The sequence below is a fragment of the Winogradskyella sp. R77965 genome (assembly GCF_044594915.1).
Classification (GTDB): Bacteria; Bacteroidota; Bacteroidia; order Flavobacteriales; family Flavobacteriaceae; genus Winogradskyella.
Window position 1 is genome coordinate 2,933,526 of the sequence record NZ_CP138990.1, and the last position, 26,500, is coordinate 2,960,025.

General features: G+C 31.0%; 27 protein-coding genes. 18 read left to right on the top strand and 9 right to left on the bottom strand.

Annotation, left to right across the window (positions count from 1 at the left end; translation table 11 throughout):
- The first annotated feature begins 279 nt into the window (after positions 1-279).
- From SJY34_RS13175 to SJY34_RS13190, 4 genes are all read left to right on the top strand, one after another.
- Positions 280-1,698 carry a tetratricopeptide repeat protein gene (locus tag SJY34_RS13175; RefSeq protein WP_400076369.1) on the top strand — a complete coding sequence of 473 codons (1,419 nt, stop codon included), beginning with the start codon at positions 280-282 and terminating at the stop codon, positions 1,696-1,698.
- Between the two features lie 610 nt (positions 1,699-2,308).
- Positions 2,309-2,479 (top strand): hypothetical protein, encoded by a 171-nt coding sequence (locus tag SJY34_RS13180; RefSeq protein ID WP_400076371.1) that lies wholly within the window; start codon positions 2,309-2,311, stop codon positions 2,477-2,479.
- Positions 2,480-2,586: 107 nt separating this feature from the next.
- Positions 2,587-4,629, top strand: coding sequence for a tetratricopeptide repeat protein (locus tag SJY34_RS13185; RefSeq protein WP_400076372.1), 2,043 nt, complete (start codon positions 2,587-2,589; stop codon positions 4,627-4,629).
- Complete coding sequence (locus SJY34_RS13190) at positions 4,626-5,240, top strand: response regulator (protein ID WP_400076374.1); 615 nt, start codon at positions 4,626-4,628, stop codon at positions 5,238-5,240. Before SJY34_RS13185 ends, SJY34_RS13190 begins: the two co-directional genes overlap by 4 nt.
- Positions 5,241-5,553: 313 nt before the next feature.
- Here SJY34_RS13190 and SJY34_RS13195 read toward each other — a convergent pair whose 3' ends face one another.
- On the bottom strand, positions 5,554-6,051 hold the full coding sequence (locus SJY34_RS13195) for a DUF456 domain-containing protein (protein WP_400076376.1): 498 nt from the start codon (positions 6,049-6,051) through the stop codon (positions 5,554-5,556).
- Between the two features lie 173 nt (positions 6,052-6,224).
- Here SJY34_RS13195 and SJY34_RS13200 point away from each other — a divergent pair, with 173 nt between their 5' ends.
- From SJY34_RS13200 to SJY34_RS13215, 4 genes are read left to right on the top strand one after another with little or no spacing between them, the layout of a single operon-like run.
- Entirely contained in the window at positions 6,225-6,584 is a 360-nt protein-coding gene (locus tag SJY34_RS13200; RefSeq protein ID WP_400076378.1) for a BlaI/MecI/CopY family transcriptional regulator, read from the top strand.
- 1 nt (position 6,585) lies between these two features.
- Complete coding sequence (locus tag SJY34_RS13205) at positions 6,586-9,162, top strand: energy transducer TonB (protein ID WP_400076379.1); 2,577 nt, start codon at positions 6,586-6,588, stop codon at positions 9,160-9,162.
- 10 nt (positions 9,163-9,172) lie between these two features.
- Positions 9,173-10,303 (top strand): tetratricopeptide repeat protein, encoded by a 1,131-nt coding sequence (locus tag SJY34_RS13210; protein WP_400076381.1) that lies wholly within the window; start codon positions 9,173-9,175, stop codon positions 10,301-10,303.
- A gap of 41 nt (positions 10,304-10,344) precedes the next feature.
- Entirely contained in the window at positions 10,345-10,821 is a 477-nt protein-coding gene (locus SJY34_RS13215) for a hypothetical protein (RefSeq protein WP_400076383.1), read from the top strand.
- Positions 10,822-10,879: 58 nt separating this feature from the next.
- Here the strand turns inward: SJY34_RS13215 and SJY34_RS13220 are convergent, their stop codons facing one another.
- The 4 genes from SJY34_RS13220 to SJY34_RS13235 are packed head-to-tail and all read right to left on the bottom strand — an operon-like array spanning position 10,880 to position 14,681.
- Complete coding sequence (locus SJY34_RS13220; protein WP_400076385.1) at positions 10,880-11,617, bottom strand: Bax inhibitor-1/YccA family protein; 738 nt, start codon at positions 11,615-11,617, stop codon at positions 10,880-10,882.
- 13 nt (positions 11,618-11,630) lie between these two features.
- Complete coding sequence (locus SJY34_RS13225; RefSeq protein ID WP_400076387.1) at positions 11,631-12,494, bottom strand: hypothetical protein; 864 nt, start codon at positions 12,492-12,494, stop codon at positions 11,631-11,633.
- A gap of 52 nt (positions 12,495-12,546) precedes the next feature.
- The gene (locus tag SJY34_RS13230) at positions 12,547-13,713 is read right to left on the bottom strand and encodes a glycosyltransferase (RefSeq protein ID WP_400076389.1); all 1,167 of its coding nucleotides are present in this window, start codon (positions 13,711-13,713) and stop codon (positions 12,547-12,549) included.
- Entirely contained in the window at positions 13,713-14,681 is a 969-nt protein-coding gene (locus SJY34_RS13235; protein ID WP_400081396.1) for a lysylphosphatidylglycerol synthase domain-containing protein, read from the bottom strand. Before SJY34_RS13235 ends, SJY34_RS13230 begins: the two co-directional genes overlap by 1 nt.
- Before the next feature lie 27 nt (positions 14,682-14,708).
- On the opposite strand from SJY34_RS13235, the gene SJY34_RS13240 reads away from it, so the two are divergent.
- The 10 genes from SJY34_RS13240 to SJY34_RS13285 all read left to right on the top strand — a co-directional run bounded on the left by SJY34_RS13240 (position 14,709) and on the right by SJY34_RS13285 (position 21,025).
- Positions 14,709-15,347: a cell envelope biogenesis protein OmpA gene (locus SJY34_RS13240; protein WP_400076391.1), complete on the top strand. Its 639-nt coding sequence runs from the start codon at positions 14,709-14,711 to the stop codon at positions 15,345-15,347.
- 4 nt (positions 15,348-15,351) lie between these two features.
- Positions 15,352-15,906, top strand: a complete 555-nt coding sequence (ruvC, locus tag SJY34_RS13245; RefSeq protein ID WP_400076393.1) for a crossover junction endodeoxyribonuclease RuvC — start codon at positions 15,352-15,354, stop codon at positions 15,904-15,906.
- A gap of 2 nt (positions 15,907-15,908) precedes the next feature.
- Complete coding sequence (gene hemW / locus SJY34_RS13250) at positions 15,909-17,042, top strand: radical SAM family heme chaperone HemW (RefSeq protein WP_400076395.1); 1,134 nt, start codon at positions 15,909-15,911, stop codon at positions 17,040-17,042.
- Positions 17,039-17,788 (top strand): cyclase family protein, encoded by a 750-nt coding sequence (locus tag SJY34_RS13255; protein WP_400076397.1) that lies wholly within the window; start codon positions 17,039-17,041, stop codon positions 17,786-17,788. Before hemW ends, SJY34_RS13255 begins: the two co-directional genes overlap by 4 nt.
- A gap of 2 nt (positions 17,789-17,790) precedes the next feature.
- Positions 17,791-18,141: a DUF4260 domain-containing protein gene (locus tag SJY34_RS13260; protein WP_400076399.1), complete on the top strand. Its 351-nt coding sequence runs from the start codon at positions 17,791-17,793 to the stop codon at positions 18,139-18,141.
- A 63-nt stretch (positions 18,142-18,204) separates the two neighbouring features.
- Positions 18,205-18,816 (top strand): DUF4230 domain-containing protein, encoded by a 612-nt coding sequence (locus tag SJY34_RS13265; protein WP_400076400.1) that lies wholly within the window; start codon positions 18,205-18,207, stop codon positions 18,814-18,816.
- Positions 18,813-19,211 carry a GNAT family N-acetyltransferase gene (locus SJY34_RS13270; protein ID WP_400076402.1) on the top strand — a complete coding sequence of 133 codons (399 nt, stop codon included), beginning with the start codon at positions 18,813-18,815 and terminating at the stop codon, positions 19,209-19,211. The genes SJY34_RS13265 and SJY34_RS13270 overlap by 4 nt, the downstream gene beginning before the upstream one ends.
- A complete protein-coding gene (locus tag SJY34_RS13275; RefSeq protein ID WP_400076404.1) occupies positions 19,211-19,573 on the top strand; it encodes an MmcQ/YjbR family DNA-binding protein in 363 nt (120 codons plus the stop codon). Before SJY34_RS13270 ends, SJY34_RS13275 begins: the two co-directional genes overlap by 1 nt.
- 27 nt (positions 19,574-19,600) lie before the next feature.
- Positions 19,601-20,176 (top strand): PhnA domain-containing protein, encoded by a 576-nt coding sequence (locus SJY34_RS13280; RefSeq protein ID WP_400076406.1) that lies wholly within the window; start codon positions 19,601-19,603, stop codon positions 20,174-20,176.
- Between the two features lie 522 nt (positions 20,177-20,698).
- Entirely contained in the window at positions 20,699-21,025 is a 327-nt protein-coding gene (locus SJY34_RS13285) for an STAS domain-containing protein (RefSeq protein ID WP_400076408.1), read from the top strand.
- Positions 21,026-21,207: 182 nt separating this feature from the next.
- Here SJY34_RS13285 and SJY34_RS13290 read toward each other — a convergent pair whose 3' ends face one another.
- The 4 genes from SJY34_RS13290 to SJY34_RS13305 form a co-directional block, all read right to left on the bottom strand.
- Positions 21,208-21,672, bottom strand: coding sequence for a YybH family protein (locus SJY34_RS13290; RefSeq protein WP_400076410.1), 465 nt, complete (start codon positions 21,670-21,672; stop codon positions 21,208-21,210).
- A 73-nt stretch (positions 21,673-21,745) separates the two neighbouring features.
- Complete coding sequence (locus tag SJY34_RS13295; protein WP_400076412.1) at positions 21,746-22,846, bottom strand: DUF4407 domain-containing protein; 1,101 nt, start codon at positions 22,844-22,846, stop codon at positions 21,746-21,748.
- A gap of 117 nt (positions 22,847-22,963) precedes the next feature.
- Positions 22,964-25,987: a M56 family metallopeptidase gene (locus tag SJY34_RS13300; protein ID WP_400076414.1), complete on the bottom strand. Its 3,024-nt coding sequence runs from the start codon at positions 25,985-25,987 to the stop codon at positions 22,964-22,966.
- Positions 25,988-25,989: 2 nt separating this feature from the next.
- Positions 25,990-26,355 (bottom strand): BlaI/MecI/CopY family transcriptional regulator, encoded by a 366-nt coding sequence (locus SJY34_RS13305; RefSeq protein ID WP_400076416.1) that lies wholly within the window; start codon positions 26,353-26,355, stop codon positions 25,990-25,992.
- Positions 26,356-26,500 lie beyond the last annotated feature (145 nt).

The window sequence follows — 26,500 nt, forward strand, 5'->3', positions numbered from 1 at the left end:
ATGTAGTAATGTCAAATTTAATTTGATATTCCAATGAGAAGCTTTCCTTTTTTCATCTTGAAAATTGGGATGCTTTTTTGTTTATATAAAGGTTTTTCTTATAAGCCTTTAAAAAAGTGTTTCATATAGCTGAATAACAATTTTAAGGATGACTATGAATTATCTTATTCAAAGTATTAAATTAGTATAATCAAGTATAGAATAGAATTTTTATTTCTATATTCATTTACGATAAAAATTGAATCTTATTAAAGTTGGGATAATCCCAATAAATTAGAAATGAAAAAGTCTAGAACAATGTATTTAATTGGTTTTGCTCTAATAACAATTGGTGGATATATAACGTATCTAGCTACTGTTGAAAGAGATAATGAGAATAAGGAAGAAATTATTCAGAATGACAATAAGAATGCTGATGTCAATCAGAATAATCATGAGCAGCTGTTAAATGAAATAAAAAAACTGAACAATAATCATGAAAACACTGAGCATCTTTTAGTTGAACTGCTAGGAAAAAATTATCATGAGATCTTAAATAATAAGAATGCTTTGGATAATTTAAAAAATAAATTAAATAACAATTCACTAGAAACTGTAATTCAGGAAAATAAAAATCTAAGAAAGGAATTAAGTAACTTATATCTAACTAAATTAGATAAGCAATTTAGCGAAAAAGTTGAAAATTATATTTTATCGTATAAATACGATGATGCTTTAAATTTAATTAAATCAGCGTTTAAAAGTGAAAGTAATATATCTGCTAAGGAAAAAGCTGAATTATATTTATTACAAGGTTTTGCCTACGGAGGTCTAGGAGATAGGCTTAAAGAAGAAACGGCTTTAAAATCAGCTGTTCTACTTGATGAAAATAACACCCTTGTTTTGGTAGAATATGCTAAAATTTTAGGTGTTAATGGTAAACCAAAAGAAGCATTGAAATATTTAAAAAAATATATTGCACTAATATCTGACGAAGATCCAATAGACTATTTCATATTAATAAAATATTTTAGAGTCGCTGTTTATGCTTCTAATGACCTTCACACATACGAAACTACTCTAAAATTGTGTAAAGAAGCATTAGAACTCGGATTGGACGAGAGTGATTCTAAATATCGATTTGATATCATTTATATGGCATATGGATCCGCTTTGATGGAGCTTGAAAGGTATGATGAGTCAATTGCAAAACTTGAGAGAGCTTTAGAAATCGTAAATAATTATGACGATTTTGTAGCTCACTCTATGATTGGAGGTATATATGATTGCATGGCTATTCTGTATAATTTGAAGAGAGATCCTGAACAAGCAATCAAATATAGTAACCTAGCCCACAATGAATACAAGATTGCTTATCCTTTGAATAAATCTATGGTGGTTGCGGATTATTATCATAATAGAGGAAGTATTGAGTTTAACAGAAGAAATTTTGAAGAATCATTTCAAAACTACGAGAGATCAAAAGATATTACCTTGGATATTTATGGAGAACAACACCATTCTTTAGTAAAAACATATGAGTCCTTAAGTGGTGTTTGCTTTAGATTAGAACGATATAAAGAAAGTAAAATGTATATTGAAAAAGCATATGTCATGTTTCTGAAAATGGCTAATTCTAATGATTATAATTACTCAAAGAAGAAACGGTTCTATAATGATATTATTGAAAAAATTGATACTAAAATAAGAGATAATTAAGGATTGCATTATGCATTAATTGACAATGCTTAATTGTTGTCATTTAATTGTAAAATATTGTTTTAGGTTCGAGTCCCTTCCAGACCGCTAAAATTGCAAAATTAAAGCTTCAAGAAATTGAGGCTTTTTTTAAAGCAATTGTAAAATGTTGTGTTGTTCCGATTAAAATCGGAATGTAGTAATGTCAAATTTAATTTGATATTCCAATGAGAAGCTTTCCTTTTTTCATCTTGAAAATTGGGATGCTTTTTTGTTTTTTAGCATTTTTACAGAATAAGACTAAAATCATCACCCTACCAGTTTTCAACAGGTTATGAACAGTAAAAACACACTTAATCGAAATTAAATAACTCTTAATCGATGATTTTGTTGTTTATTTGAAAATAAAAATTATATTTGTTGTCCTTCTTAAGACCTCAAATCGCTTAATAAGGAAAATTTTAATTCATTTTACTATTTAGACACGTGTTGTCTAGAAAACATCCCTCGTTTTAATTTTAGTATAAATTTTAGGTTCATCCTAAAATAGTTAATAATCCATTCCCTTCCCTCGGAGCAATATGTTTATTGCAAAAATTTAACTATTAAACCCTAATTTAAATTTATACATATGAAAACCCTAAAAATTACTCTAGCCTTAGTTGCTGTGCTTGTTTTAACTGTATCTGGTGTGCAATCTGAAAATGTTGTTGTTGATAATCAACCGACATCTAAAGAGGTTAAGGCTTATGATTTATTAGTACATGCTAAAAAGAAACTTAAAAAAGAATCAAACGGATAGTTTTTTTTAATTTATTATAATCAGAAGCCTTTACTAAATTTAGTAAAGGCTTTGTTCATTTGAATTAATTAATTATCTAACTTTGATAATATCTAAAATTATCTAAGTTGATTCGAACATATTTATTAACATTATTTTTAATTTTTTATTCTACTAATTCTTTTGCTCAAAATAAAGTAAAAAACTCTTTCCTTGATAGTATAAATAGTCTTATTACTTTTTCAAGAAATGGAGACTACACAATATTAGAACGTCTTAAATTTGCAAAGAAAGCCTCTGAATTATCTAGACAAACTGCTGTAGATACAATCATTTTGAAAAGTAATAGAAATCTTTCTGTACTATTCTATGATACTGAAAATTATGAATTGTATAGAGAACTAAATTATGTGAATCTTAGGTTAGCTACTAAGTTAAATGACTCATCTGCAATAGTAGTTGCTAATCATAATCTTGCACTATATTATCGGGACAAACCTAATAATGATAGTGCATTCTTTTATTATAATAAATCTTTAAAGCTTTACGAGAAGTTGTCCAATAATTTAAAAAAAGCAGAAGTTCTTTTTAATATAGCGTATATACAGGATCTTGAGAAGGATTATATTGGAAGTGAAGCAAACTGTATTGAAGCCATAAAAGCTTTAGATGAGCTGCCAAAATCTGAAAGAATATATGATGATTTATGGGATCTCAATAATTTGATAGCAGGAATAGCTTTAAAATTAAATAACTTAGATAAAGCTTTAGAGTATCATGATAAATGTTTAGCCATTAGTTCTAAAATGAATTATGGCAATTATAATGAGTTATTATCTATCAACAATATTGCATTTGTTTACCGAAGAAAAAAAGATTTCAAAAAAGCTCTAGATTACTATAACACACTTGTTAAAAGAAGAAAAGAATTTGACGAATTCGACCCTACATTTTATCCATTGATTATTGATAATATTGCATATACAAAAGTCCTTGCAGGGGATGAAGATTACGATAAAATAAGTGATATGTTCTATGAGGCCTATGAGCTAAGTGAAAAACTAGAAGATGATATTACTAAACTAGCGGTTACGATTGATTTGTCTAAGTTTTATAAACATTTGAAAGTTAAAGACTCTACACTAAAGTACGCTGATAGTGCATACAAATTAGCGAAGAGAATTTCATCTAATGATATATTGTTAGAATCGATGATTTTACTTTCAGAGTTAAAAGAAGGTGAGGAAGGTAAAGAGTATCTCAATGAGCATATTAGATTAACAGATAGCTTACTGAATGTAGAACGCAATGTTAGAAACAAATTCGCAAGAATAAAGTATGATACAGACGAAATAGAAGCCGAAAACGAACAAATATCTAGAGAAAACTTATACTTAGCTATTCTATCCATAGGTTTATTATTCTCCGCAGTACTCATTTACGTCGTTATATCTCAACGTGCAAAAAACAGAAAGTTAAAGCTAATACAAGTACAGCAAAAAGCTAACGAAGACATCTACAACCTTATGTTAGGTCAGCAAGATAAAGTAGATGAGGCCAGAGCCAAAGAAAAAACAAGAGTGTCTAAAGAATTACACGATGGTGTTTTAGGCCGTCTGTTTGGTACACGATTGAGCTTAGATAGTATCAATTTTAAAGATGGTAAAGAAGCCATGATGACCAGAGCCAACTACATTGGTCAACTTAAAACTATTGAAGAAGATATCAGAAAAATATCTCATGAGTTAAATACCGATTTTGTTTCAGGTTCTGGGTTTATGGATATTGTTACAGAACTTATTGAAAACCAAGCTCAAGCCTATGGATTGAAACACGAGTTTAATTACACGGATGATATCAGTTGGGATTTAGTGTCTAATAAAACCAAAATCAATTTTTATAGAATTATTCAAGAATCTATGCAAAACATCTATAAGCATGCCAATGCAAATACTATTAAAATTAGTATTTCACTCGAAAAAGATGTAATTTGCTTAGACATCATTGATGATGGAGATGGTTTTGATACTACTAAAAGTAAAAAAGGTATTGGTCTTAAGAACATGAGTTCTCGTGTTGAAGATATTGACGGAAGTATCGATTTTACATCTCAATCTGGTAATGGTACCCAAGTTAATGTTAAAATTCCCTACACAAATCAACCCGTATGAACCATATCAACATTTTAATGGTGGATGATCACCCTATTATTATTGAGGGCTATCAAAATGTGTTAATTGCTACAAAACAAGACGATCAAACCTTACATATAGATACTGCAAACAATTGCGATGAGGCAGTAACTATGATAGAACAAGCATCGAAAAAATACCCTTACGACGTCTGTTTTTTTGATATTAGTTTACCTGGATCAGAAGACGGTAAGTATACTTCTGGTGAAGATTTAGCGCTATTGGCAAAAAAATTAATGCCTAGATCTAAGATTGTAATACTTACCATGTTTAATGAATCCTTCAGAATTCACAATATAATCAAGGAAATAAGCCCAGATGGTTTTCTTATAAAAAGTGATTTAACGTCTATGGAACTTGCGGATGGTTTTAAGCAAATTCTAAAATCACCTCCGTATTACAGTAGCACTGTAAGTAACTATATGAAGAAAACAATTTCTAGCGACATCTATTTAGATGATATTAATCGCAAAATTTTACACTTATTATCTCAGGGTATAAAAACGAAGAGCCTAAATGAGTATATCGATATTTCTACAAGTGCTATCGAAAAACGAAAAAAACAACTTAAAGTATTGTTCTTCTGTTGATGACGGAAAAGACGAAACGTTGTTAAAAGAGGCTCGAGAAAAAGGTTATTTATAAAAAAGTGCTAAAAAAGTGTGCTTTTTCGGATTAAAAAAAATCCGCGTAGATACTATCAAATAAGAAAAGTACGGTTTTTCCACAGCAAGTCTACGGTTTTTCCACAGCAAAAAGTAAAATGGCTTATCTATATTTACGCAAGTCAACAAGAATTAATTAATCCCTTTTTAAGTAATTGTTGAGTTAATAGCAAGAAAATGAAACCTAGTAGCATTTATGGTACTAGGTTTTTTCTTTGTTCGAAATTGTAATAAATTATTAGAACCAATTTGCATTATGTTCTGACAATTTTACAATGAAAAATCCTAGAAAAACTATAGCCACAATAAATTTTAAAAACGTAGAAGCTATAAAACCTAAGAACGATCCAAAGGCTGCTCTCAAAGCTTTTTCCATATCGTTCCTATGAACCATCTCTCCGATTAAAGCGCCGATAAAAGGACCAATAATTATTCCGAATGGAATAGGAGAGAGTAATCCAATAATTAAACCGAGTGTTGTGCCTATCATTCCGGCTTTACTACCACCAAAACGTTTGGTGCCTATTGCAGGTATAATGTAGTCTAAAACATATATAAATATTGCAACCAACAGGGTAACAATTAAAAACGCCTGACTTAATTGTACTCCTTCCGTAAAATGAAGAACTAATAGACCAGCCCAACTTGTGAGCGGCCCAGGTAAAACAGGTAAAAAACTACCAACAATCCCTAAAATCATTAAAAGTAGTGCTGCAAGCACCAAAAAAAATTCCATATAAATAATTTAAATTCAATTATATGATGCAATAAGCAGACCAAAGTTACATTTTTTAACTAAATTTTTAGTTTAAACTAAAAATTTAGTTATATTAGCATAATGATTTAAGAATAGAGTCTCATTAAAGTCAAAGAATTATTTATGAGATTCTGAAACAAGTTCAGAATAAAATGAAACAATTAACAAAAGCAGAAGAAGAGATAATGCAAGCCTTATGGCAACTTAAAAAGGCAAATGTAAAAGCTGTAATCGAAATCTTGCCAGAGCCCAAACCAGCCTATAATACAGTGTCTACAATTATTAGAATTTTGGAGTCCAAAGGTTTTGTGGATTATGAAAAAAAAGGAAAGGGCCATGTTTATTTTCCTGTTGTAGCTAAAGCATCTTATAGTAACCAATCTATAAATAAGTTGGTGGACAACTATTTTCAAGGGTCTTTTAAAAGTATGGTATCATTTTTTGTTCAGAAGAATGATGTCGATGTTAAAGATATTGAGACGTTGTTAAACGAAATTGATAAAAATAAGTAATATGTTGTACACTATTCTTCAGATCATCGCATTTCAAGCTTTATTTTTATTGGTTTATGATTTGTTTTTAAAACGCGAAACATTCTTTAATTACAATAGAGCTTATTTATTAATCAGCTCTGTTTTATCTCTTGCGTTACCATTTATAAGGTTTCCAGAATTAAAAGCGGTAACAACAAAAGATTTCGTCATACAACTACCAGAAGTTTTTATAGGAACTAAAACTCCAACAGCTTTCGATGTTCAAATTGCAGAGCAAGCCGGTTTAGTAATTGAGCAATCACAAACACCAACTTGGTATGCTGTTTTGTTGGCAGGAATTGCTATTGCGACATTCATTTTTATATTCAAAATCTCAAAACTTTATTGGTTAAAATTTAATAACCCAAAACGTTGGAAAGGAAACTTACTCATCGTTAATCTCATTAAGAGTAGTGCTGCATTTTCGTTTTTCAGTACCATTTTTATAGGTGAACGTATACCCGAAACCGAAAAGCCAACCATTTACAAACACGAGCTAGTTCATATTAAGGATTTACACACACTAGATTTACTCTTTTTTGAACTACTAAGAATTATATTTTGGTTTAATCCGTTGGTCTATATCTATCAAAATAGAATTAAAGAACTGCACGAATATATTGCAGATGCCAAAGCTGTAAAACAAAATGGTAAGGCAGATTATTATCAAAGTTTACTCAATCAGGTATTTGATGTCAATAATGTGTCATTTACAAATACATTTTTCAAAAAATCATTAATCAAAAAACGAATCACTATGTTACAGAAATCAAAATCTAAACAGCTTAATCTTATAAAATATGCACTATTAATTCCTATGGTTTTTGGGATGTTGATTTATACCTCTGCGGAAGTTAGGGCGCAACAGAATGTTGAAAAGCAAGAACAATCAGTTGATCAAGAATTAACTGAAGAGGAATTGATTAAGAAATATTATGATGAATTAGTGAAAATGGACAAGGATGGAGCTACTTATTTTCAAATTGCTGAATACGCTGGCTTCAAAAAAGAAAATAGTTATAAATATACTCTGTCAAAAGAAGACTTTTTGAAATCGAAAGCTTTATTGAAATATATTTCGGAGAACAGAATTATTCAAAGGCAATCTAAAGATGGGACTTCAATATATTATCATCAGATGGTTAGTCCAGAAAAACTAAAAATTTTAGGTTATAGAACTTATCAACACTACAGAGAATGGAAAAAAACAAAGGAGGCTAAAAACTTATGGGAAGCCAATGTTAGAAATGGAGTATTAAAATTATTTGTAGAGGATGGGGCTAACATGTCTGAAAAGGAAAAAAATCGTTTTGATGCACTAATGAATCAATTAGAAACGGACACTTACTATAAAAAACTAGTGGTTGCAGATGAAAGTACATTGCTAATTTTAGATGCTCCTAATAAATCTGAAACTGAAATTATAGAAGTAGAAGAAGTAAACGAATCTGTAGAAGTTCCATTCTCAGTAGTAGAAATAGTACCAACCTTAAAAGAATGTGCAGATTTAGAGACAAATAAAGAACGAAAGTATTGTATGACTAGTTTTGTAAACAAGCATGTTGGTCAAAACTTTAATACAAAATTAGCAGATAGCTTAAACCCTGGTAAAAAACGAATTTTTGTGCATTTTAAAATTGACAAAGAAGGTAATGTTAAGGATATAAAAGCTAGAGCGCCAAGTGAAGCATTAGAGGAAGAAGTAAAGCGTGTTCTCAACATGTTGCCACAATTTGCACCTGGAAAACAAAAAGGAAAATTGGTAACTGTTCCTTATTCTTTACCTATTGTTTTTGAGGTGAAAGGAGATGATAAAAGGCTTAAAGAATTAATTGCAGAACGTGAGCGTATTTTGCGGAATTCAAGTGATAAAAATCCAGTAGTAGTGCGATTGAGCAAACAGATTGATGCTTTAAAAGCAAAGTCAAAGAATACAACTGATAGCTTAAGAATAAATAATTATCAAAATAAAAGACTTAAAGAATTAATTGCGCAACGCGATCGTCTTTTACGGAATTCAAGTGAGAAAAATCCTGTAGTAAAAATATTAAATAAACAGATAGATTCTATTGGAAAAGAAAAAACTAAAAAAGAAAAGTTATATCTAAAATTATTAGAACAGCAGGAAAGACAGAAAATAGAAGAAGCAAAAATTATTGAAGTGACCAAAGATGAAACAGATAAAATCCCATTTCGCGAAGTAGACGAATCTCCAATTCATCCAGATTGTAATTCGTTATCCTTAGAATCTGATAAGAAAGATTGTACAATCCATGCAGTCAATAAGCATATGGGTAAAAATTTTAATACTAGCTTAGCCAAATCTTTAGATTTACCTGCTGGTAGACAGCGAATTTCTACTCAATTTGTGATAAACAAGAAAGGTAATGTAACAAAAATAAAGGTTGAAGGCCCACATCCTAAGTTAGAAGAAGAAGTCGAGAGAGTGTTAAAATTATTGCCTCAATTCATGCCAGGAAAGAAAGATGGTAAGGTTGTAAATGTGCCTTTGTCTATTCCAATAGTTTTTTCAGTTGCTGACACTAAAAAAGACTAAAACCAGGCTTATGAAATTAAATTTGTGGCTTCTGTGTTTCATATTTTCAGTGACTTTAAATGCGCAAAGCTCAAAAGAAAAAGCAGATCGTCTTTATGCTAGTGGTAATTACACTAAAGCTATTGAGGCCTATAAAACCCTCAAAAATTTAGATGAAGTTTATGATGAAATAGCCAAAGCATACATAGCAATAGGTAATTATGGTGAAGGTTTGCTGAATTATGAAAAAGCAGTTAAAGTCAATGAGGATAATCTTTTAATTAAGTATGAATTTGCCAAACTTTTAACCAAAACTAAAAAGTATAAAAAAGCCAATCAGATGTTTACAGATTTGATTGTACTAGATAGTGTAAATCCTAATTACCACTACGAATTAGGAGTAGTCTTAGAGAAACAAAAAGATACTACGGCATTAAATGAATACAAAAAAACGTTCGATCTAGATGCAAGACATCAAAAGGCGATTTTCAAAATTGCGAAATATCATATTATTAAGCGAAATTTTGAATTAGCACATCGCTTTATAGATAAAGGCCTAGAGAGTTATGGGAATAATGTTGAACTTATGAGCTTAAAGGCACAAGCATACTATTACCAAGATTATTTTACACATTCTGTAGTTTGGTTTAATAAGCTATTAGATTTAGGTGAAAAATCTGAGTTTATTCACGAAAAACTAAGCTTAAGTTATGCTCAAAATTCAGATTACGAAGATGCCATTTACCATAGAAAAGAAGCTCTAAAATACAACCCAAATGATGCCAATGCCATGTTTGTTATAGGCACATATTACGAAAGTTTGAATAATTTTGAAAAAGCAGAAGCCTATATCGCTAAGGCTCTAAAATTGCAAGATCAATCACTTACCAATGAATATCAACGACTTGGAACTATTTTAAATCGTCAAAAGAAATATGAAGAAGCCATTAAAGCGTTTCAAAAATCATTAAAGGAAGATGCTTCTAACATTATGTCCGAATTCTTTTTAATAAGAACAAAAGATGAATTTTATGGCGATATAGATTCTAAGATAACATTGTACGAAAATTATATAGCAAAACATGAGAAAAGCCCTTTTCTTACATTTGCCCAAAGGCGATTGAAAGCACTTAAAAAAGAAAAATTCCTAGAAGAAGACTAAAATCTAAAAATATTGTACTTTTCGGTATCAGAATTTCACTAATGAATCGAATCGTTTGTCTTTTAATCTTGGTTTTTGCGACTTCTTGCAACTATTTTGAAAAGAAGAAAGTGTCTCCCGAAGATTTACTTGAGGAAGAACTACAAACTTTCAACTGGAATGAAGTCGATACATACCCAACGTTTAGTAATTGCGACTCTATAACTGAAAAAGAAGATAGCAAAATCTGTTTTCAGAATACTTTAGTTAATAATGTGAATCGGTTTTTAGAAAATCAAAATTTAGCAGTTTCCAAAGATGTTAATGATACGATAAGGCTCAAAATCATAATTAACAATAAAGGTGTTTTAGAAGTAGAATCTATTAAAAGACAACCAGAAACAGTAGAAGAAATACCTGAAATAGACAGTTTGCTAAGACAGAGTTTAAAGGGTATTCCAAAAATATTCCCAGCAATAAAAAGAGGACAACAAGTAACTACGGCTTTTGAATTACCTGTGATTGTTAAGATTAATTAAGTCTTTGTTATACTAAGTTTTCGGAGTATCCAAGTTTGGCAGCTGATCGAAGTCGAAGCTAAAATCTAATCGCCAACTTCTGCATCAATCTAAGCACTTCAACATAGAGCCAAATAAGTGTAGCTAAAAGTCCCCAAGTGGCCATCCATTCTTTATATTTTGGTGCTCTGTTTTTATAACGCTCTATATAATCAAAATCTAAGAGTAGAGCAAAAGAAGCTACAATCGCAGCCAAAACATTAAAACCAATGGCAAACCAAGATGTTCCCCAAATGTAGGTTTTGATTCCGAAGAAACTTAAAATCCAGGAAATTATATACACAACCATAATGCTTACAGTAGCTGTAATAATTACACTTCGTAATTTTTTAGTAACTACAATAATTCGCAATTGATACAACAAAAGCATCACAAAAAAAGTAACTATAGTAACACCAATAGCCTGATACGGTAATTCAGGAAAATTACGATGTGCATAAGCCGAAAAACCACCTAAAAAGAAGCCTTTAGCAATGATATATAGCGGCACTAAAATATGTGCCCAATTTTGTCTTACGGAAATTAAAACACTCATCACAATTGCACCTAACATGCCTCCTAAAGTAAACCACTTCATAGGTGTACCAGCTTCGTTAAGTTTCCATAGATAAGCTGTAATCGCGGCAATAATTAAAATGCCAAACATAGATTTGAAAAAGATACCAGCAACCGACATTTTTTTTACTGCTGATTTTCTATCATCCCAAAAATAACCGTTGAATACAGGATTAGAGGTTTTAAAATTTCTTAAACTCATTTAAATAATTTCATCATAAATTAAATTTATAACCTAGAGCAATATCTGTAGAAAAGTTACCTTGATTATCAAAATTAATTGCAAATAACTCACCATAAATTAAAGTAATAAAACTGTTTTTTCCAACTTTAATATCTGAGCCAATACCAAAAATTAAAGGTACATCGAAAGCTGTCTTATTTGAGCTAATTTGTGTATTATTTTCGTCTTTAAAAGAAGAACTGGTAAAATTAAGTGTTGCTAATTTGAGTTGACCGTAAATAGAAAAACAAGATTTGTTTATTATTCTATAGCGATAACCTAGTGAGAGTTCGTTAGTGCTATAGTTAAAATCATCGGCATCGAAGGTGTGTCTAACCTGCATAAAACCTGAATGTCTTGGTAATGTGCTAGCTTCATAAATTTCAAGTTCTGCACCGATTAGTGGTACTTTTACATTATCAGGATTGCCAACAAATGGATGATTAGTAATACCAGCCGAGAAGCCTAATCTTAATTGAACTTTTCGTTCTGTTTTTATAGAAGTGTACGATTGATCAACAGATGCATTATACTTATCTATATAATTTTTTAGGCTATAGGTAGTTAATTTTAATGCTTCAGTCGTCATTCCATTAGTTAAACTACTTAATGTTGTTTTATATTCTTCGAGGTAGTTTTTTTTAGAATCTTTTGTGTTTTTCAATTCCGTGATAGTACCATTTTCTGTTCTTACGAAATAACGGTATTGACCATCAATAATATTCCATAGTAGGTCTAGCTTGCCTTCTAATTCAGTTTTAAGCTTTAGGGTTTTACCGTCAATAGTGTAGTTTTCTTGACCATAATTAGCTTGAAAGGCAAAACACAAAAGAATAATTAATAAAGTCTTTTTCATGTGTTGTTAGGATTTGGTTTCAGTAAATCTATCAAAAATATTGAACGCAACACTATTTCTTCGACGTTCTACCTTTCCAACGGTATGATTTAAAGAATGATAGAAAAGCAATGCTTACATTAAAGATAGGATATATGATACTCGAAAAGATATAAGAAAGAAGTAAGGTCTCTTGTTTAAAAAAACGAGAGGTTTTAAAAAGTAGTAAGAAGTCAATGCTAAACTTTATTATTAATAAGGCAACAACTATTCTGGTATTTAATAAATTTAAAAGTACCAAAGGAATAAAAGCTATACACGTTAAGTTTCCTAATAAAACCGTTAAACCCACTAGTTTGGCAAACCTATTATCATAGTTACTCGTTTTTGATGCCCATCTCAAACGTTGCTGAATCAAATTAGAAATTGAGTTACTTGGATTCGTAGTTACAATAGCCTTTTTAGATTTTAGATAATGTACTTTTTTAGCATCTTGCTTCGTCAGTTTTTGAAGTAAGAATATATCATCACCACTAGAAATATTATTGTTGCCGTCAAAACCATTTACTGCAACAAAAGAGGATTTGCGGTATCCAAAATTAGCACCATTACTCATAAAAGGTCTTTTGATGCCAAAACCGCCAATAGTTGCTCCTTGTAAGCTTAAAAAATCTAAAGTTTGAAAGCGTTTAAAAAACGAGTTATTAGCATGATAAGTTACGGGAGCTACAATACAATTTGAGTTTTTGGTTTGTATACATTCATCAAAAGCATCTAACCAGTATTTTGGCAGAATACAATCGCTATCAGTGGTAATTATCCAATCATATTTTGAAGTTTGAATAGCAGCAGTTATGGCATCTTTTTTAGGTGAATTTGAGTTTCTTTTATTATTAATAATACTTATGTCACCTTGAGTACTTCGACTACGCTCAGTATAAACTGCTTCGAGAGGTTTTTTTAAAAGGAAATTATTTATTACTTCTACCGACACATCTTCAGACTCATCATCAACAAAAATAACTTCAAACATCGACTTAGGATAATTCAACTGAGAAATTGACGCTAATAATCTGGGAAGATTTTCAGCTTCATTTCTAAACGGAATTACAATCGAAAATTTAGTTTTAACTGGTAAATCTTGTAGTTTAAAGTCCTCAACCCTATCAAAACCAAAAGCAAACCAACCTATTAAAAATAAGTAAATGATTATGATTATAATTGCTATGGATGTGAGCATTATTCTTTGGTTTGAGGAAGTTTAAAATTTAGGACAAAATAACTTCCAAATAGACTCGGAATCATAAAGTTGAGTAACCACATTATTGTAATTATTGATAAAATAGTTAGCTCATTAACTTCAACATAGCCAAATAAAAATACAGCAACACTTCCTTTTATAACGACATCGAAAATTGAAATGCTCGGTACAATAGATACTAAAAAATACATACTCGTTATAACGACCATAGCTTTAAAATATTCTACATCGACACCAAACATTGTAAGAAGATAATAAAACTGAAATGAAAATATTAAATAACGAATTAATGATAAAGTAAGCGTGGTAATATGTGTTGTGAAAGCTATTTTTCTTATAAAGTCAATAATGCGCTCAAACGAAAACCCTTTAATTTTAAAACGTCTATGTTTTACTCCAAAAACAGCAAATAAGCTAAATAAAATTAATAATGAGGCAAATCTTGCGATTTTATAATAGTTAAGATCTATTTGATAGCGATTTACAAAAATGATAAATCCAACTAGGCCAAAAATAGTGGTAATGGTCATTTGTGCCATATTACCTAAAAGATTGAGAAGCACAATTTTTGTTCTAAACTGTTTGCCAAAATAGGCTGCTTTTGCACCATAGTCACCAAGACGATTTGGTGTGATTAACGACGCTGTTAAACCTCCTAAACTTTGTTCCAAAGCATTTCTGAACGAAATTTTTTTAATTGTAGTAACTAATTTTTGCCATTTCAAAATTTCAAAAAACCAATTGAAAATGCTTAAAATGAGTAAAAAACTAATGGTTTTGACCGAAAATGTGTCATTTTCTTTCAGAAAAGCTATAAATTCATTGAATTGTAAATTTTCGTTTTCAGCGAATTTTGAATAAATGAAATAAAATGCGCCAACAACTATACTCAATTTAATAAGTACAAAGAAGAATTGTTTAGTTTTGTAGGGCACATCGTAATGCATAGCACAAATTAAATCAAAAAGTAATAGATGCAGCAATATTTAAAACAATACCTTTTGTTTTTTGTTATCGTTTTTACTACGCTACATAGTAATGCGCAATTTAAAGATACGAGTAAATGGAAAGCATTGTTTGCCGTTGGGTTTAACTATCCTTTATCAAATGGTTTTATTAAAGGTGGTAATGCTCAAAGAATTAATTTTCCGACGGTAAATTTGGGAGTACAGCATATGCTTAGAAGCAATTATGGAGTCAAATTAGATTATGGCTTTAATCGTTCTAAGAGTCGCGATGAATCCTTAGATTTTAAGATTAATTACTCTCGTATTAATGCGCAATTTGTCTTTGATCCCTCTCAATACATTGGTTTTTTACCATCAAGATTAAGAACTATTCTCCATGCAGGTCCTGGTTTTAGTTTTGCAAAGCCATTAGGAAATTTAGGTGATAATAAACAGTCTTTTTTAAATATTATGGGTGGTATGGAATTGCATTTCGCAATTAATGAAAAGGTATCAGTATATGGAGATTTAAGTTACATATATGGACTGACTTCTTTGGATGATTATGATCCTGTTTTGAGCGGTTTGGGAGCTTTTAATGGTAACGTGTTAAATGCAACAATAGGATTGGCTGTATCTTTGAGTGGTTGTCAATTTTGTAATTAAAAGAATGAGTAAAGAAAAAATCATATTAGGCATAGATCCAGGAACAACGATTATGGGTTTTGGACTCATTAAAATTGTGGGCAAAAAGATGGAGTTTATGCAACTCAATGAACTCATGCTAAAAAAGTACGATGACCACTATCTAAAACTAAAACTCATTTTTGAGCGCACTGTAGAACTTATTGACACCTATCATCCAGATGAAATAGCTATTGAAGCTCCTTTCTTTGGTAAAAATGTACAGAGTATGCTAAAACTAGGTCGTGCACAAGGTGTGGCTATGGCGGCAGGTTTATCTAGAGAAGTGCCAATTACTGAATATGCTCCTAAAAAAATTAAAATGGCAATTACAGGAAATGGTAGTGCTAGTAAAGAGCAAGTGGCTAAAATGCTGCAAAGTATGCTTGGTTTAAAAGAATTGCCTAAAAATTTAGATTCTATGGATGGTTTAGCAGCAGCAGTTTGTCATTTTTATAATCAAGGTAGAGTAACGGTTGGTAAAAGTTATTCTGGTTGGGGAGCTTTTGTAAAGCAGAATGAAGGAAGAGTAAAGAAATAAAAATGTCTGGAATCTACATCCACATACCCTTCTGCAAGCAAGCTTGTCATTATTGCGATTTTCATTTTTCTACGTCTTTAAAAAAGAAAGATGAACTTATTGACGCATTAACAAGAGAGTTAGAACTTCGTAAAGACGAATTTAAAAACACAACAGTAGAAACCATTTATTTTGGTGGCGGAACGCCAAGTCTATTAACTAATTCTGAATTAGAATTAATTATTGATTCTGTCTATAATAACTATGATGTTATTCAAAATCCAGAGATCACCCTTGAAGCCAACCCAGATGATTTATCTGAAACTCGAATTATAGCATTGTCTAGCAGTCTAATTAATCGCTTATCAATTGGTATTCAATCTTTTTTTGAGACTGACTTAAAATTGATGAACAGAGCTCATAATGCAAAAGAAGCTAAAGCCTGTTTAGAATTGGCAACTAAATACTTCGATAATATTTCTTTGGATTTAATTTATGGTATTCCAGGAGCTTCAAATGCGCAATGGTTAGAGAATATTGAAACGGCATTAAGTTTTGGGATTCCACATATTTCAAGCTATGCATTAACCGTTGAGCCAAAAACGGCATTAGCTTCATTCATTAAAAGAGGAATTATTGAAAATGTAGATGATGAGCAAGCCCATGAGCAATTTAATATTTTAAAAGAAAAATTAGAAGCATCAGGATTTGTTCATTACGAGTTGTCTAACTTTGGAAAAGAAGACTTCTTCAGTAAAAACAATTCAGCCTATTGGCAAGGAAAATCCTATATAGGTATTGGCCCATCTGCACATTCTTTTAATGGGAAACAACGTGGATGGAATGTGAGCAATAATTCAAAATATATAAAATCCATTCAACAAAACGAATTGCCAATAGAAATTGAAACCTTAACACTTACAGATCAATACAATGAGTATGTAATGACTGGTTTGCGCACTATTTGGGGAGTTTCTTTTGTTAAAGTAGAAAGTGAGTTTGGTGAAATTTTTAAGGATTACTTAATTGAGCAATCAGAAGTTTTTATAAATCAACATTTGTTGTATATTGATGATGAGCATTTGCGCGTTACAAAAAAAGGACAATTTTTGAGTGATGGTATAGCTAGTGAACTTTTTAAACTTAATTTATCTTGATAGCAATAATACAATACAATTCCAGAAAGTTAAAGGTAGATTTAACGCAACCGTTAGATATTTCTATTTCAATTAAAGGAAGTGATTCTAATGTAAATGCATGGTATCTTGGAGCACCTAAAATTCAGCCAGAAGTTTTTGATGGAGATACGATTAGCGTGGAAAAAGGAGCTTCGGTAAATTTTAATACTATAACATTTAATCCACATTCACATGGTACGCATACAGAAACAGTCGGTCATATTACTAAGAAGGTATATTCAATTAATAAATACTTAAAACAGTTTTTCTTTTTAGCAGAAGTGATTACAGTTGCACCAGAAAAGCAAGGTGAAGATTATGTGATATCAGCAAAGCAGCTTCAGTTTGCAATAGGAAATAAAAAGAGAGAAGCACTGGTAGTACGCACTATTCCTAATACTAAAGATAAAAAATCGAAACAATATTCGCATACTAACTGGACGTATTTTGAAGAAGACGCCATTAAACTTCTAGTAAAAAAAGGGATTAAACATCTTTTAATTGATTTGCCAAGTGTTGATAGAGAGGAAGATGGAGGCGAACTAAAAGGGCATAATGCGTTTTGGAATACTAAAGGAAAGCTAAGATTAGATGCTACTATAACAGAGTTCATTTATGTCTCTAATAAAATTGAAGATGGTTGCTACATGCTCAATCTACAAATAGCACCTTTCGAAAATGATGCTTCACCAAGTAAGCCTATTTTGTATAAAATTATTGAGTAGATATGAAAACAATATTAAAGTTTGAAGAATTAGGGATGTTTGCTTTGGCAATTTTCTTATTTAGTCAACTTAGCTATCAATGGTGGTGGTTTTTAGTATTACTGCTTTTACCAGATATTGGGATGCTAGGTTATGTCATTAATACTAAAATCGGAGCTATTTGTTACAATATTTTTCATCATAAAGGTTTAGCAATACTTATCTATTTTCTTGGCATATATTTTGAAATAGAACTATTAAGGTTAATAGGTGTTATTTTATTTGCACATGCCACTATGGATAGAGTTTTTGGATATGGGTTAAAATATTCCGATAATTTTAAGAATACACATCTAGGAGAAATAGGGAAATAATACGAAATGTGACATCGAAAATTACTTAGTGTCACATAAAAGTAAAAGAATTAAAACACTAAAATGGAAACATTTTTTATAATCATTATAAGTATTTTAGTCACCTTAGGTTTGGTTACTATCTATAGACAATGGAGAACAAAACAAACTACTAATGCACAATCTATAATACTATTAGATAAAATAAAACGAGTTTGCAAATTTATAACTGTCGAAGGTGATTTTGCAGAGATTTATCATTACGAGGACGTTAAAGAGAAGTTTCTGAAACTAATTTCTAGTAAGAAAAAGGCATTAGTTGTAATCAATGCGAAAGCACATGTTGGGTTTGATTTGAGTAAGATTCAAATGAGTTCAAATTCTAAATCTAAGACTGTTGTATTATCTCATTTCCCACAACCCGAAGTTTTATCAATAGAAAGCAATATCAATTATTACGATAAACAAGATGGGATGTTTAATAAGTTTGAAGCTTCTGATCTAACTGAGTTAAGTGCAAAGGCTAAGGAACATATCATGGATAAGATTCCAGAGAGTGGTTTGTACAATGTTGCAAAAGTTGAGGCTTTAGAAGCTATTCAATTAATAGAAAATCTGGTTGATACTATAGGCTGGAAATTAGATTATTCAGCTTTAAAAATAGAAGCTTCAGAAGTTAAAAAGCTAGAAGAGTGATAGAAATATCTACAGATAAGAGTAAGCTTCAAATAGATGTAATTCATCAATTTTTAACTGAAACGTATTGGGCAAAAGGAAGAACGTTAGAAGAGGTTAAAACATCTATTGACAACTGTTTCTGTTTTGGTGTTTATTTAGATAATAAACAAATCGGTTTTGCGAGAATTGCCACTGATTATGTTGTATTTGCATATTTAATGGATGTGTTTATTCTTCCTGATTATAGAGGGAATGGCTATTCTAAACAATTAATGAAAGCTGTAAATACAGAACCAAAACTTCAAAATTGTAAAATATGGATGCTAAAAACAGCTGATGCTCATAATTTATATAAGCAATTTGGTTTTACTGAACTTAAGCAGCCTGAAAAGCTAATGGAACGCCTCTCATAATGAATATAGAAGACTACAGAAACTATTGTATGAATAAAAAGAAAGTTACAGAACACTTTCCTTTTGATAATGATACGCTTGTTTTTAAAGTCTGTAATAAAATGTTTGCTCTAGCATCGTTAAAACGATGGGAAAATGGTGAAGCATTTATAAATCTAAAATGCGATCCAGAGTATGCGCAAGAACTCAGAGCCGAATACGATAGCGTAAAACCAGGCTACCATATGCACAAACAACAATGGAACAGTGTATATATTCATACAGGTGAGCTCTCACCAAAACTGATTACTCAATTAATTGACCATTCTTATGATATGGTTGTAAAAGGCTTATCTAAAAAGTTACGTGAAACTCTTAAATAATTATACATTTACAACTTATTATTTTATATGTCTTTAGAAAGAGAATTACAACAACGTAGTAATAATGTCTGCGAACTTTGCTCAAGCGAAGAGAAATTATCACTTTATACAATACCAGATATTAAAGAAAACAAATTGCAGACCGTCTTAAATGCCTGTAATTTGTGTATTGATCAAATGGAAGATTCTGAAAAGATAGATTCTAACCATTGGCGATGTCTTAATGATAGTATGTGGAGCGAACATGAGGCAGTAAAAATTATGGCTTGGAGAATGCTTAACAGAATAAAAGCAGACTGGACGCAAGACTTATTAGGTATGATGTACCTGGAAGAAGAAACCTTAGAGCTTGCAAAAGCATCTGGTGATGGAGAAGACGAAGCTGATAAATTAATTCATCGCGATGTCAACGGAGTCATTTTAGAACATGGTGATTCCGTAGTTTTAATAAAAGATCTTAAAGTAAAGGGGTCTAGTATGGTCGCAAAACAAGGTACAGCAGTTAGAAATATTAGATTAGATCACGAAAACGAAACCTATATTGAAGGTAAAGTAGGTCCGACAAGAATTGTAATTATTACGGAGTACGTTAAGAAGATTTAGTCCGATTTCTTTTTATTAAAAAAATCAAAGCTCAAAGGAATCAAACAAACCATAAAGAGGTAGTTTCCAGATACTAAACCATATAACGTGATTCCTGCAAAAATAATCATAATTATAACTTTGTAATTATATTTCATTGTTTGGCATGTTTATTGGCTTAATGTGTTTGTTGTGAAACTTACAAGATTCACTTTTCAAAACTAATCTATTTTTTCATCGAGATAAATATCTTGTTTCAACTCAGATTAGCTATAGTTCAGTGTAACTGATTAAGCATTTTAAAAACATAAATATAATGAGTTTTTACAATAGTTTTTTGAAGATTTTATAGGATGAATATCATGTTGTTTATCGAAAAAATAGACAGTCCTTTCCGAATAATCTATTCAAATTTACCATTTATCGATTTTATAAGGTGTCACTCAATTATAAGTATGATATTTAGATCATCCCTCTAAATAGTAGCATCATTTTTACTGATTAATAGCCCTGAATTAGTATGAACGAATAACTTTATTTATTATGGATTTACAGATTACCAATTACAACAACCGCTTTCAGATTAAAGGAACTTTAAACAAGTTGAATCTCAAAACCTTTAATGCGCATTTTTCTAACGTTTTTGATAAATTAGATAATGTTCTTTTAGATATAGAACGTGTAGATAGTATTGATAGAGCAGGAGTGATGGCTTTAGCTAGATTGCACAATGAGTCTATCACTAAATCTAAAAAATTATCTATTATAGGATTAGGATGTAAAGAACTCTATCAGCATTTTAAAGCTGAAGAACCAATACAGACATCAGAACAAAACATTGCTGCAACAAATACTATTGTAGCGGCTTAATTAGTCCAGATCAATTATAACCTACATTAAATAAAGTGTTTCCAATTCATTTATGGTGATAGATAGGTGTTTCGGATACACTTTATTTTTTTAGTGAAACTCTAATTTGAAAAACCGCGAAGTGGTGTATTTAAATTAGCTAGTTGAACTAATCCCGATGAAAATCGGGCTCTTTTATAATTTCAACAAGACATATCTGCAACAATTTTCCATTCTCCATTGATCTTTTTGAAGATGATAATGAAGACTCCATCGGCATCTCCAACTTGGCGTTTTAGATGATATTCTCCCATTACCCAATAGTTGTCACCTTCAATTTTTGAAATATCATTAATCACAAAGTTTAATTTACCACTTTCGGCTTTCGTAGGGTACCCTTTTTTATAATTGGCTAAAGTATTTTCCCAGCCTTTGGTAAGACCATTACTACCATAGAATTTTAGAGAATCACTTTTCCAATAGCCTTGCATAAAACCTTCTAAATCGTGATTTTTCCAAGCGGTTTCTTGTTGTTCCATAACCAAACGAATTCCGGCTTCTGCATCGGCAATACTTGAAGAGGTACTAGTTTCAGTAGTAACATCTGCTTTTACGCTGATGCAGCTAATACATAGTAATGCAAATAAAACGGTGTAAATAAATCTCATAAGATTGAATTTTAAGTTCCCTAAAAGTAGTGACTTAATTTCAAAAATACTCCTAAAGTCCCCTCAAGGGGTGTTATAACACCCCTTTCTGCTTCTTTAAAAAAGCATCTGCTTGGTGTTGCATCAACTCCCGAGCTTTCTTTCTCTTGTAGTTCATCACTTCCTCTTCATCAGCAATTTCGGTATAGACTTTATTGTTTATATCATTATCAGTTTTAACAAGGAGTTTACGCTCTGCAACCTGTTGCATCGTCCAACTTTTAATGCTTGTTTCTTGATCTTCTAATTTAAAATCAAATTCGCCTTTAGGTGATAAGAGCTTTGCAATAATTGGTGAGGTTTCAATGGCTAAAAACAGTAAGAAAATAAAGAATGAAGGCAACCATGGTAATTTGCCCAATGCAGTAACTCTTGCCATTAAACCATCAAAATTATCAATGACGGGTTGTGATTCTGCGACATTAGCTTTGTAATTACCTTGTAAAGCTATGATTTCACTTTCAATAGCTGTGATCTTAGCTTTATTGTCTGTTTTAAGTTGTTGTAATTCGGCTAAACCAGCATCGTGTTTCTCTCGTTTTTCTTTATAGACAGGCCCTTTACCTAAAAGTTTGGTACCTGCTGTGCCTTCCGCTTCTGAAATGTAGGTGTCATATAAAGCGTTAACCTCTGTTTCTTTTGTATCTATTTGAGACCGTAAGCCTAATATTTGATTTTCGAGTTCAGCAATTTTAGGATTAAACTGTTCTGCAATTTGATTTTGATTTGCCAGAGTTAATTCATTTTTTTGTTCTAGTAAAACTTGATTAATTTCTTTTTCAAAAATCTTAAGTTCTAAAGGTTTAGAAATGACTACTGCTATAATTACTGCTAGGAAGATTCTTGGCGTAGCCTGAAGAATTTCGTCTAAAACATTATCACGTTTTTTAATCGTCGAAACAATATAACGGTCTAGATTAAAAATGAGTAAGCCCCAAATTAGTCCGAAGAATATAGATGAATATAGGCTGTCAAAAACCGTATAAAGGGCATAACTAGCTGCAATAGTTGCCATAACAGCAGTAAAGAAAACGGTAGCGCCAATACCAGCATATTTGTTTTGTTCACCAATAGAACAGTCATTTAAAATATCTGTATCTGCTCCAGAGCAAAGGATGAAGAATTGCTTTAACATGATGTGTTTGATTTTGATTGATTGTCTATTAGAACGCTAAAGTGTGTGATTTGTTACATTTTTCTATAAAAAAAGCCTCTATTAAAGAGGCTCAGTTTAAAATGGTATTCTTTAATCTTAATTTTTTTCAATTACGATAGGTTTTTTAGAGATATAAACTAAAGGTTGCCTCGTTTTTGTCTTCTTGGCATTAATATTCAGTTTTGGGTTCTTTTTTAAAAGTGCAATAGCTTCATCTGAAGAAATTAATTTCCCTTCATTAAAAAATTTCGCATTTCCTTTAGCCATTCTAATGACGAAGTCTAATGTAGATTCTGGAGCTGGAGCTGGAGCTGGTGGAGGTAAATTATCCATTTTCACTTCTTTACCATAGCGATTAAAATAAGTGGTTTTACCATTACTGGTGGTATAATAAAAAGTTTCTCCGTTAATATTTATACTACCTTGTAAATCTTCGGGAATTTCTATGACATCAAAGACTTCACCATTTTCTCCTTCAGCCTTACCTACTTTATCAGAATTGGCTTTCATATAGGCGTCAGTTGCCTTTTTCATTTTAGCCTTTTGCTCTGGAGTAGCATCGTTCGGAATTGGTGGAGGTGGTGGAATTTTGTTAATATCCACTTCTTTACCATATTGATTATAATATGTTGTTTTTCCGTTTTGTTGCTTAAAATAGTACGTAGCTCCGTTAATTTCTATTGGACCTCCTTTAGTTTTTTTCGGTGAAGGAGTTGGTGGTGGAGGTGGAGGAATTTTAGACATATCAAAAGACGCAACTTTAAATTTATTAGCCTTGACCAATTCTTCCACTTTAGATATCATATCTTTTGATGTCTCTTTATCGTGTTTTATTATTACTTGTCTCCCTGATTCACCTTGCTTTGCTAATTTTTTGAGTTTGTTTTCCATACTCTTTAAGGTACTTAGCTCATCATCGACTAATAATTGGTCCTTTCTGTTAATTAGAATCGACATGATTGGAGATATGTTAAATGATACTAACTTAAATTTATGAACCTTAACTAATTCTTCGACATTAGAAATCATCTCTTTAGAAGTTTCTCTATCATATCTTATGGATACAATTTGTCCTGATTTTCCTGCTTTTGCCAGTTTTTTCAGTTTTTTATCAATACTCTCTAAAGTACCTAATTCGTCGTCAACCAATAATTCATCATGTCTGTTAATTAGAATCAACATGATTGGTTTTTCTTGTGCCAAAAAGCTACTCTCAATTGCAAAGGGTGTATTACCTTTTGCTCTATTTATTTCTTGATTAGGTGTCACAATGCGATAAAACCCATAATCTTGTAGTGAATTATAGATAAACCAAACCTCTTTATTAGATATCTCCTTTGCTGAAGTCACATGAATGTTCATAATATTATTCCGAACTTCAGTCGTAATGTCTTGATGTAATTGATTAAATACATTTACAAATGTGTTTTTCGTTGCTTTAATTCCATCTATTAAATATGAATTATTATTTAAAATTTTTAACTCAATACTTCTGGCAGAATTGTATATGTCTTTTGTGTCTTCGAAGTTTGGTCCACCTTTGGATTTGGAATAACTAGGTTCCTTTTTTGAGGGAACTGGAGGAGCTGGTAAAATATTATGTTTTTCTAATTCCTCTTTTGTAAATTGATTATATAATTTATCTGCTTGTGCTTTTAAAATTCTAAGTTCAGAATTATCTGTTTGCGGACCGTTTAAATAGGTGTCAATTTCGTTAGAATACGTTTTGGTTAATGCTCTATAATCATTTACATAGGCTTCTTTATAAAACTTATTAAAACCATCTTTGGTATATAAACTAAATTGAAAAGGTTGCGGGAATTTTTTGCTTTTCGCATTACTATGGACACTAGAACCTATATAATGTGCAATATCGTTTGCCTTAAAGTTGTTTAATTCTGTATTTGATATGTGCTTTCCATCTAACCAAATTGCGAATTCCTTTTCATTTTTCCAAGATTCAAATTGAGCAGTTGAAGGTATGCTCGGTTTTACATGATATAAATCAGGAGTTATTTCTTGAAGAAAAGGATGTTTGTCAACCGAGTTACGTTGCTCTTCGCTCATTAGGTCATAGATGGCAACTATACGCTCTATTTTACCTACAGCTATAAAGAGATTTGAAGAATTAGTATTTAATTTCTTCATCCAATCATTGTATTCTGTCATCATAGCTTCAGTCGCACCTTCGTTGGTTGAGGTAATTTGAAGCTGTGAAATGTCTACTGTTTCTTTTTCAACATATTCCTTTTCAGCAAAACTGTAAAAAAGAATAGCAATAATTGGTAGCAGTAATAAGCCGCTAACCCAAATTCTGGTTTTTGATGTTTGTGTTTTCATAACTGTAAATCGTTTTTTGATGGATGAATAATTGATGGCACTACTGAGTTGATACTCGTCAGTGTCCCGATAGCTATCGGGAGATGAAAATTGTAATAAAATATTTTGATACGTTTTAGCATCAGAACCTTGATTTAAAACCGCTTGGTCTGCTAAAAATTCGTGATTTAATTTTATATGATACTTTAGTATGTATATCAAAGGATTAAACCAAAATATAATTTGAAGTAATTCAATGACTAAAACATCTAAACTATGTAGTTGTTTTGCGTGCGTTTCTTCATGAAGCATCACTTCTTTTGGGATGTTATGCTCTTTATATTTTAATTTATTGAAAAAAATATATTTAAAGAATGAATGTGGAATGCGATACTCTTCTAATAAAACGTATACAAATGAACGTTTAATTATAGTCTCATTATTAGAAATGCGTTTGTACATTTTAAAGAGATTAACCGTAAATCGTATTGAGAATAATAAAAAACCTAAGCCATAAAGTATCCAAAGTATATTTTCTAAATTCCAAAATGGAGCTTGCTCTAAAGGTATTTCAGTAAAGACAGGTTCTATAGGAATAAATAGAGGAGCAACTTCAAAATCGGTTACGATTGGTTCTATGTAATGTGTTATTGTTAAAACCGGAATTATTAGTGCTAAAACAACAGCTCCCAATAAATAAAAACGTTTAAATCGGTGCATAGTTTGGCGTTCTAAAAACAAAACATAAACTAACCAAAATACTAATAAACAACCCGAAAATTTGAATAAGTACGTTTCCATAATTATTTGTTTTTAATTTCTGTATCAATGATTTTTTTCAGAGCTTCTAATTCTTCTTTAGTTAAATCAGTTTTGCGTGTAAAGAAGGATGCAAATTGCGATGCACTATCATTAAAAAAGGTTTTAATGAGTCCGTTAACGTGCTTTGAAAAGTAATCCTCTTTTTTTACCAAAGGATAATACTCTCTAGATTTACCGTAGGTTTTATAGTCTACAAAACCTTTGCCAATCATACGTTTTAATAATGTTGCGACTGTAGTCGTCGCTGGTTTAGGTTCTGGATAGATGTCTAGTAAATCTTTCATAAAAGCTTTTTCGAGCTTCCAGAGATATTGCATTAGTTGTTCTTCTGTTTTTGAAAGTTGCATGCTCTACGTTTTTAGAATTAACTCTACAAATGTAGAATAAAAATATTAAATATCAAAATCAGTGTCGTTTTTAGACGTATTAATCCCTGTTTACAGTGATTTATGATAAGAAGTAATTGGTTAATTTTACCCTGTCAATAATTGT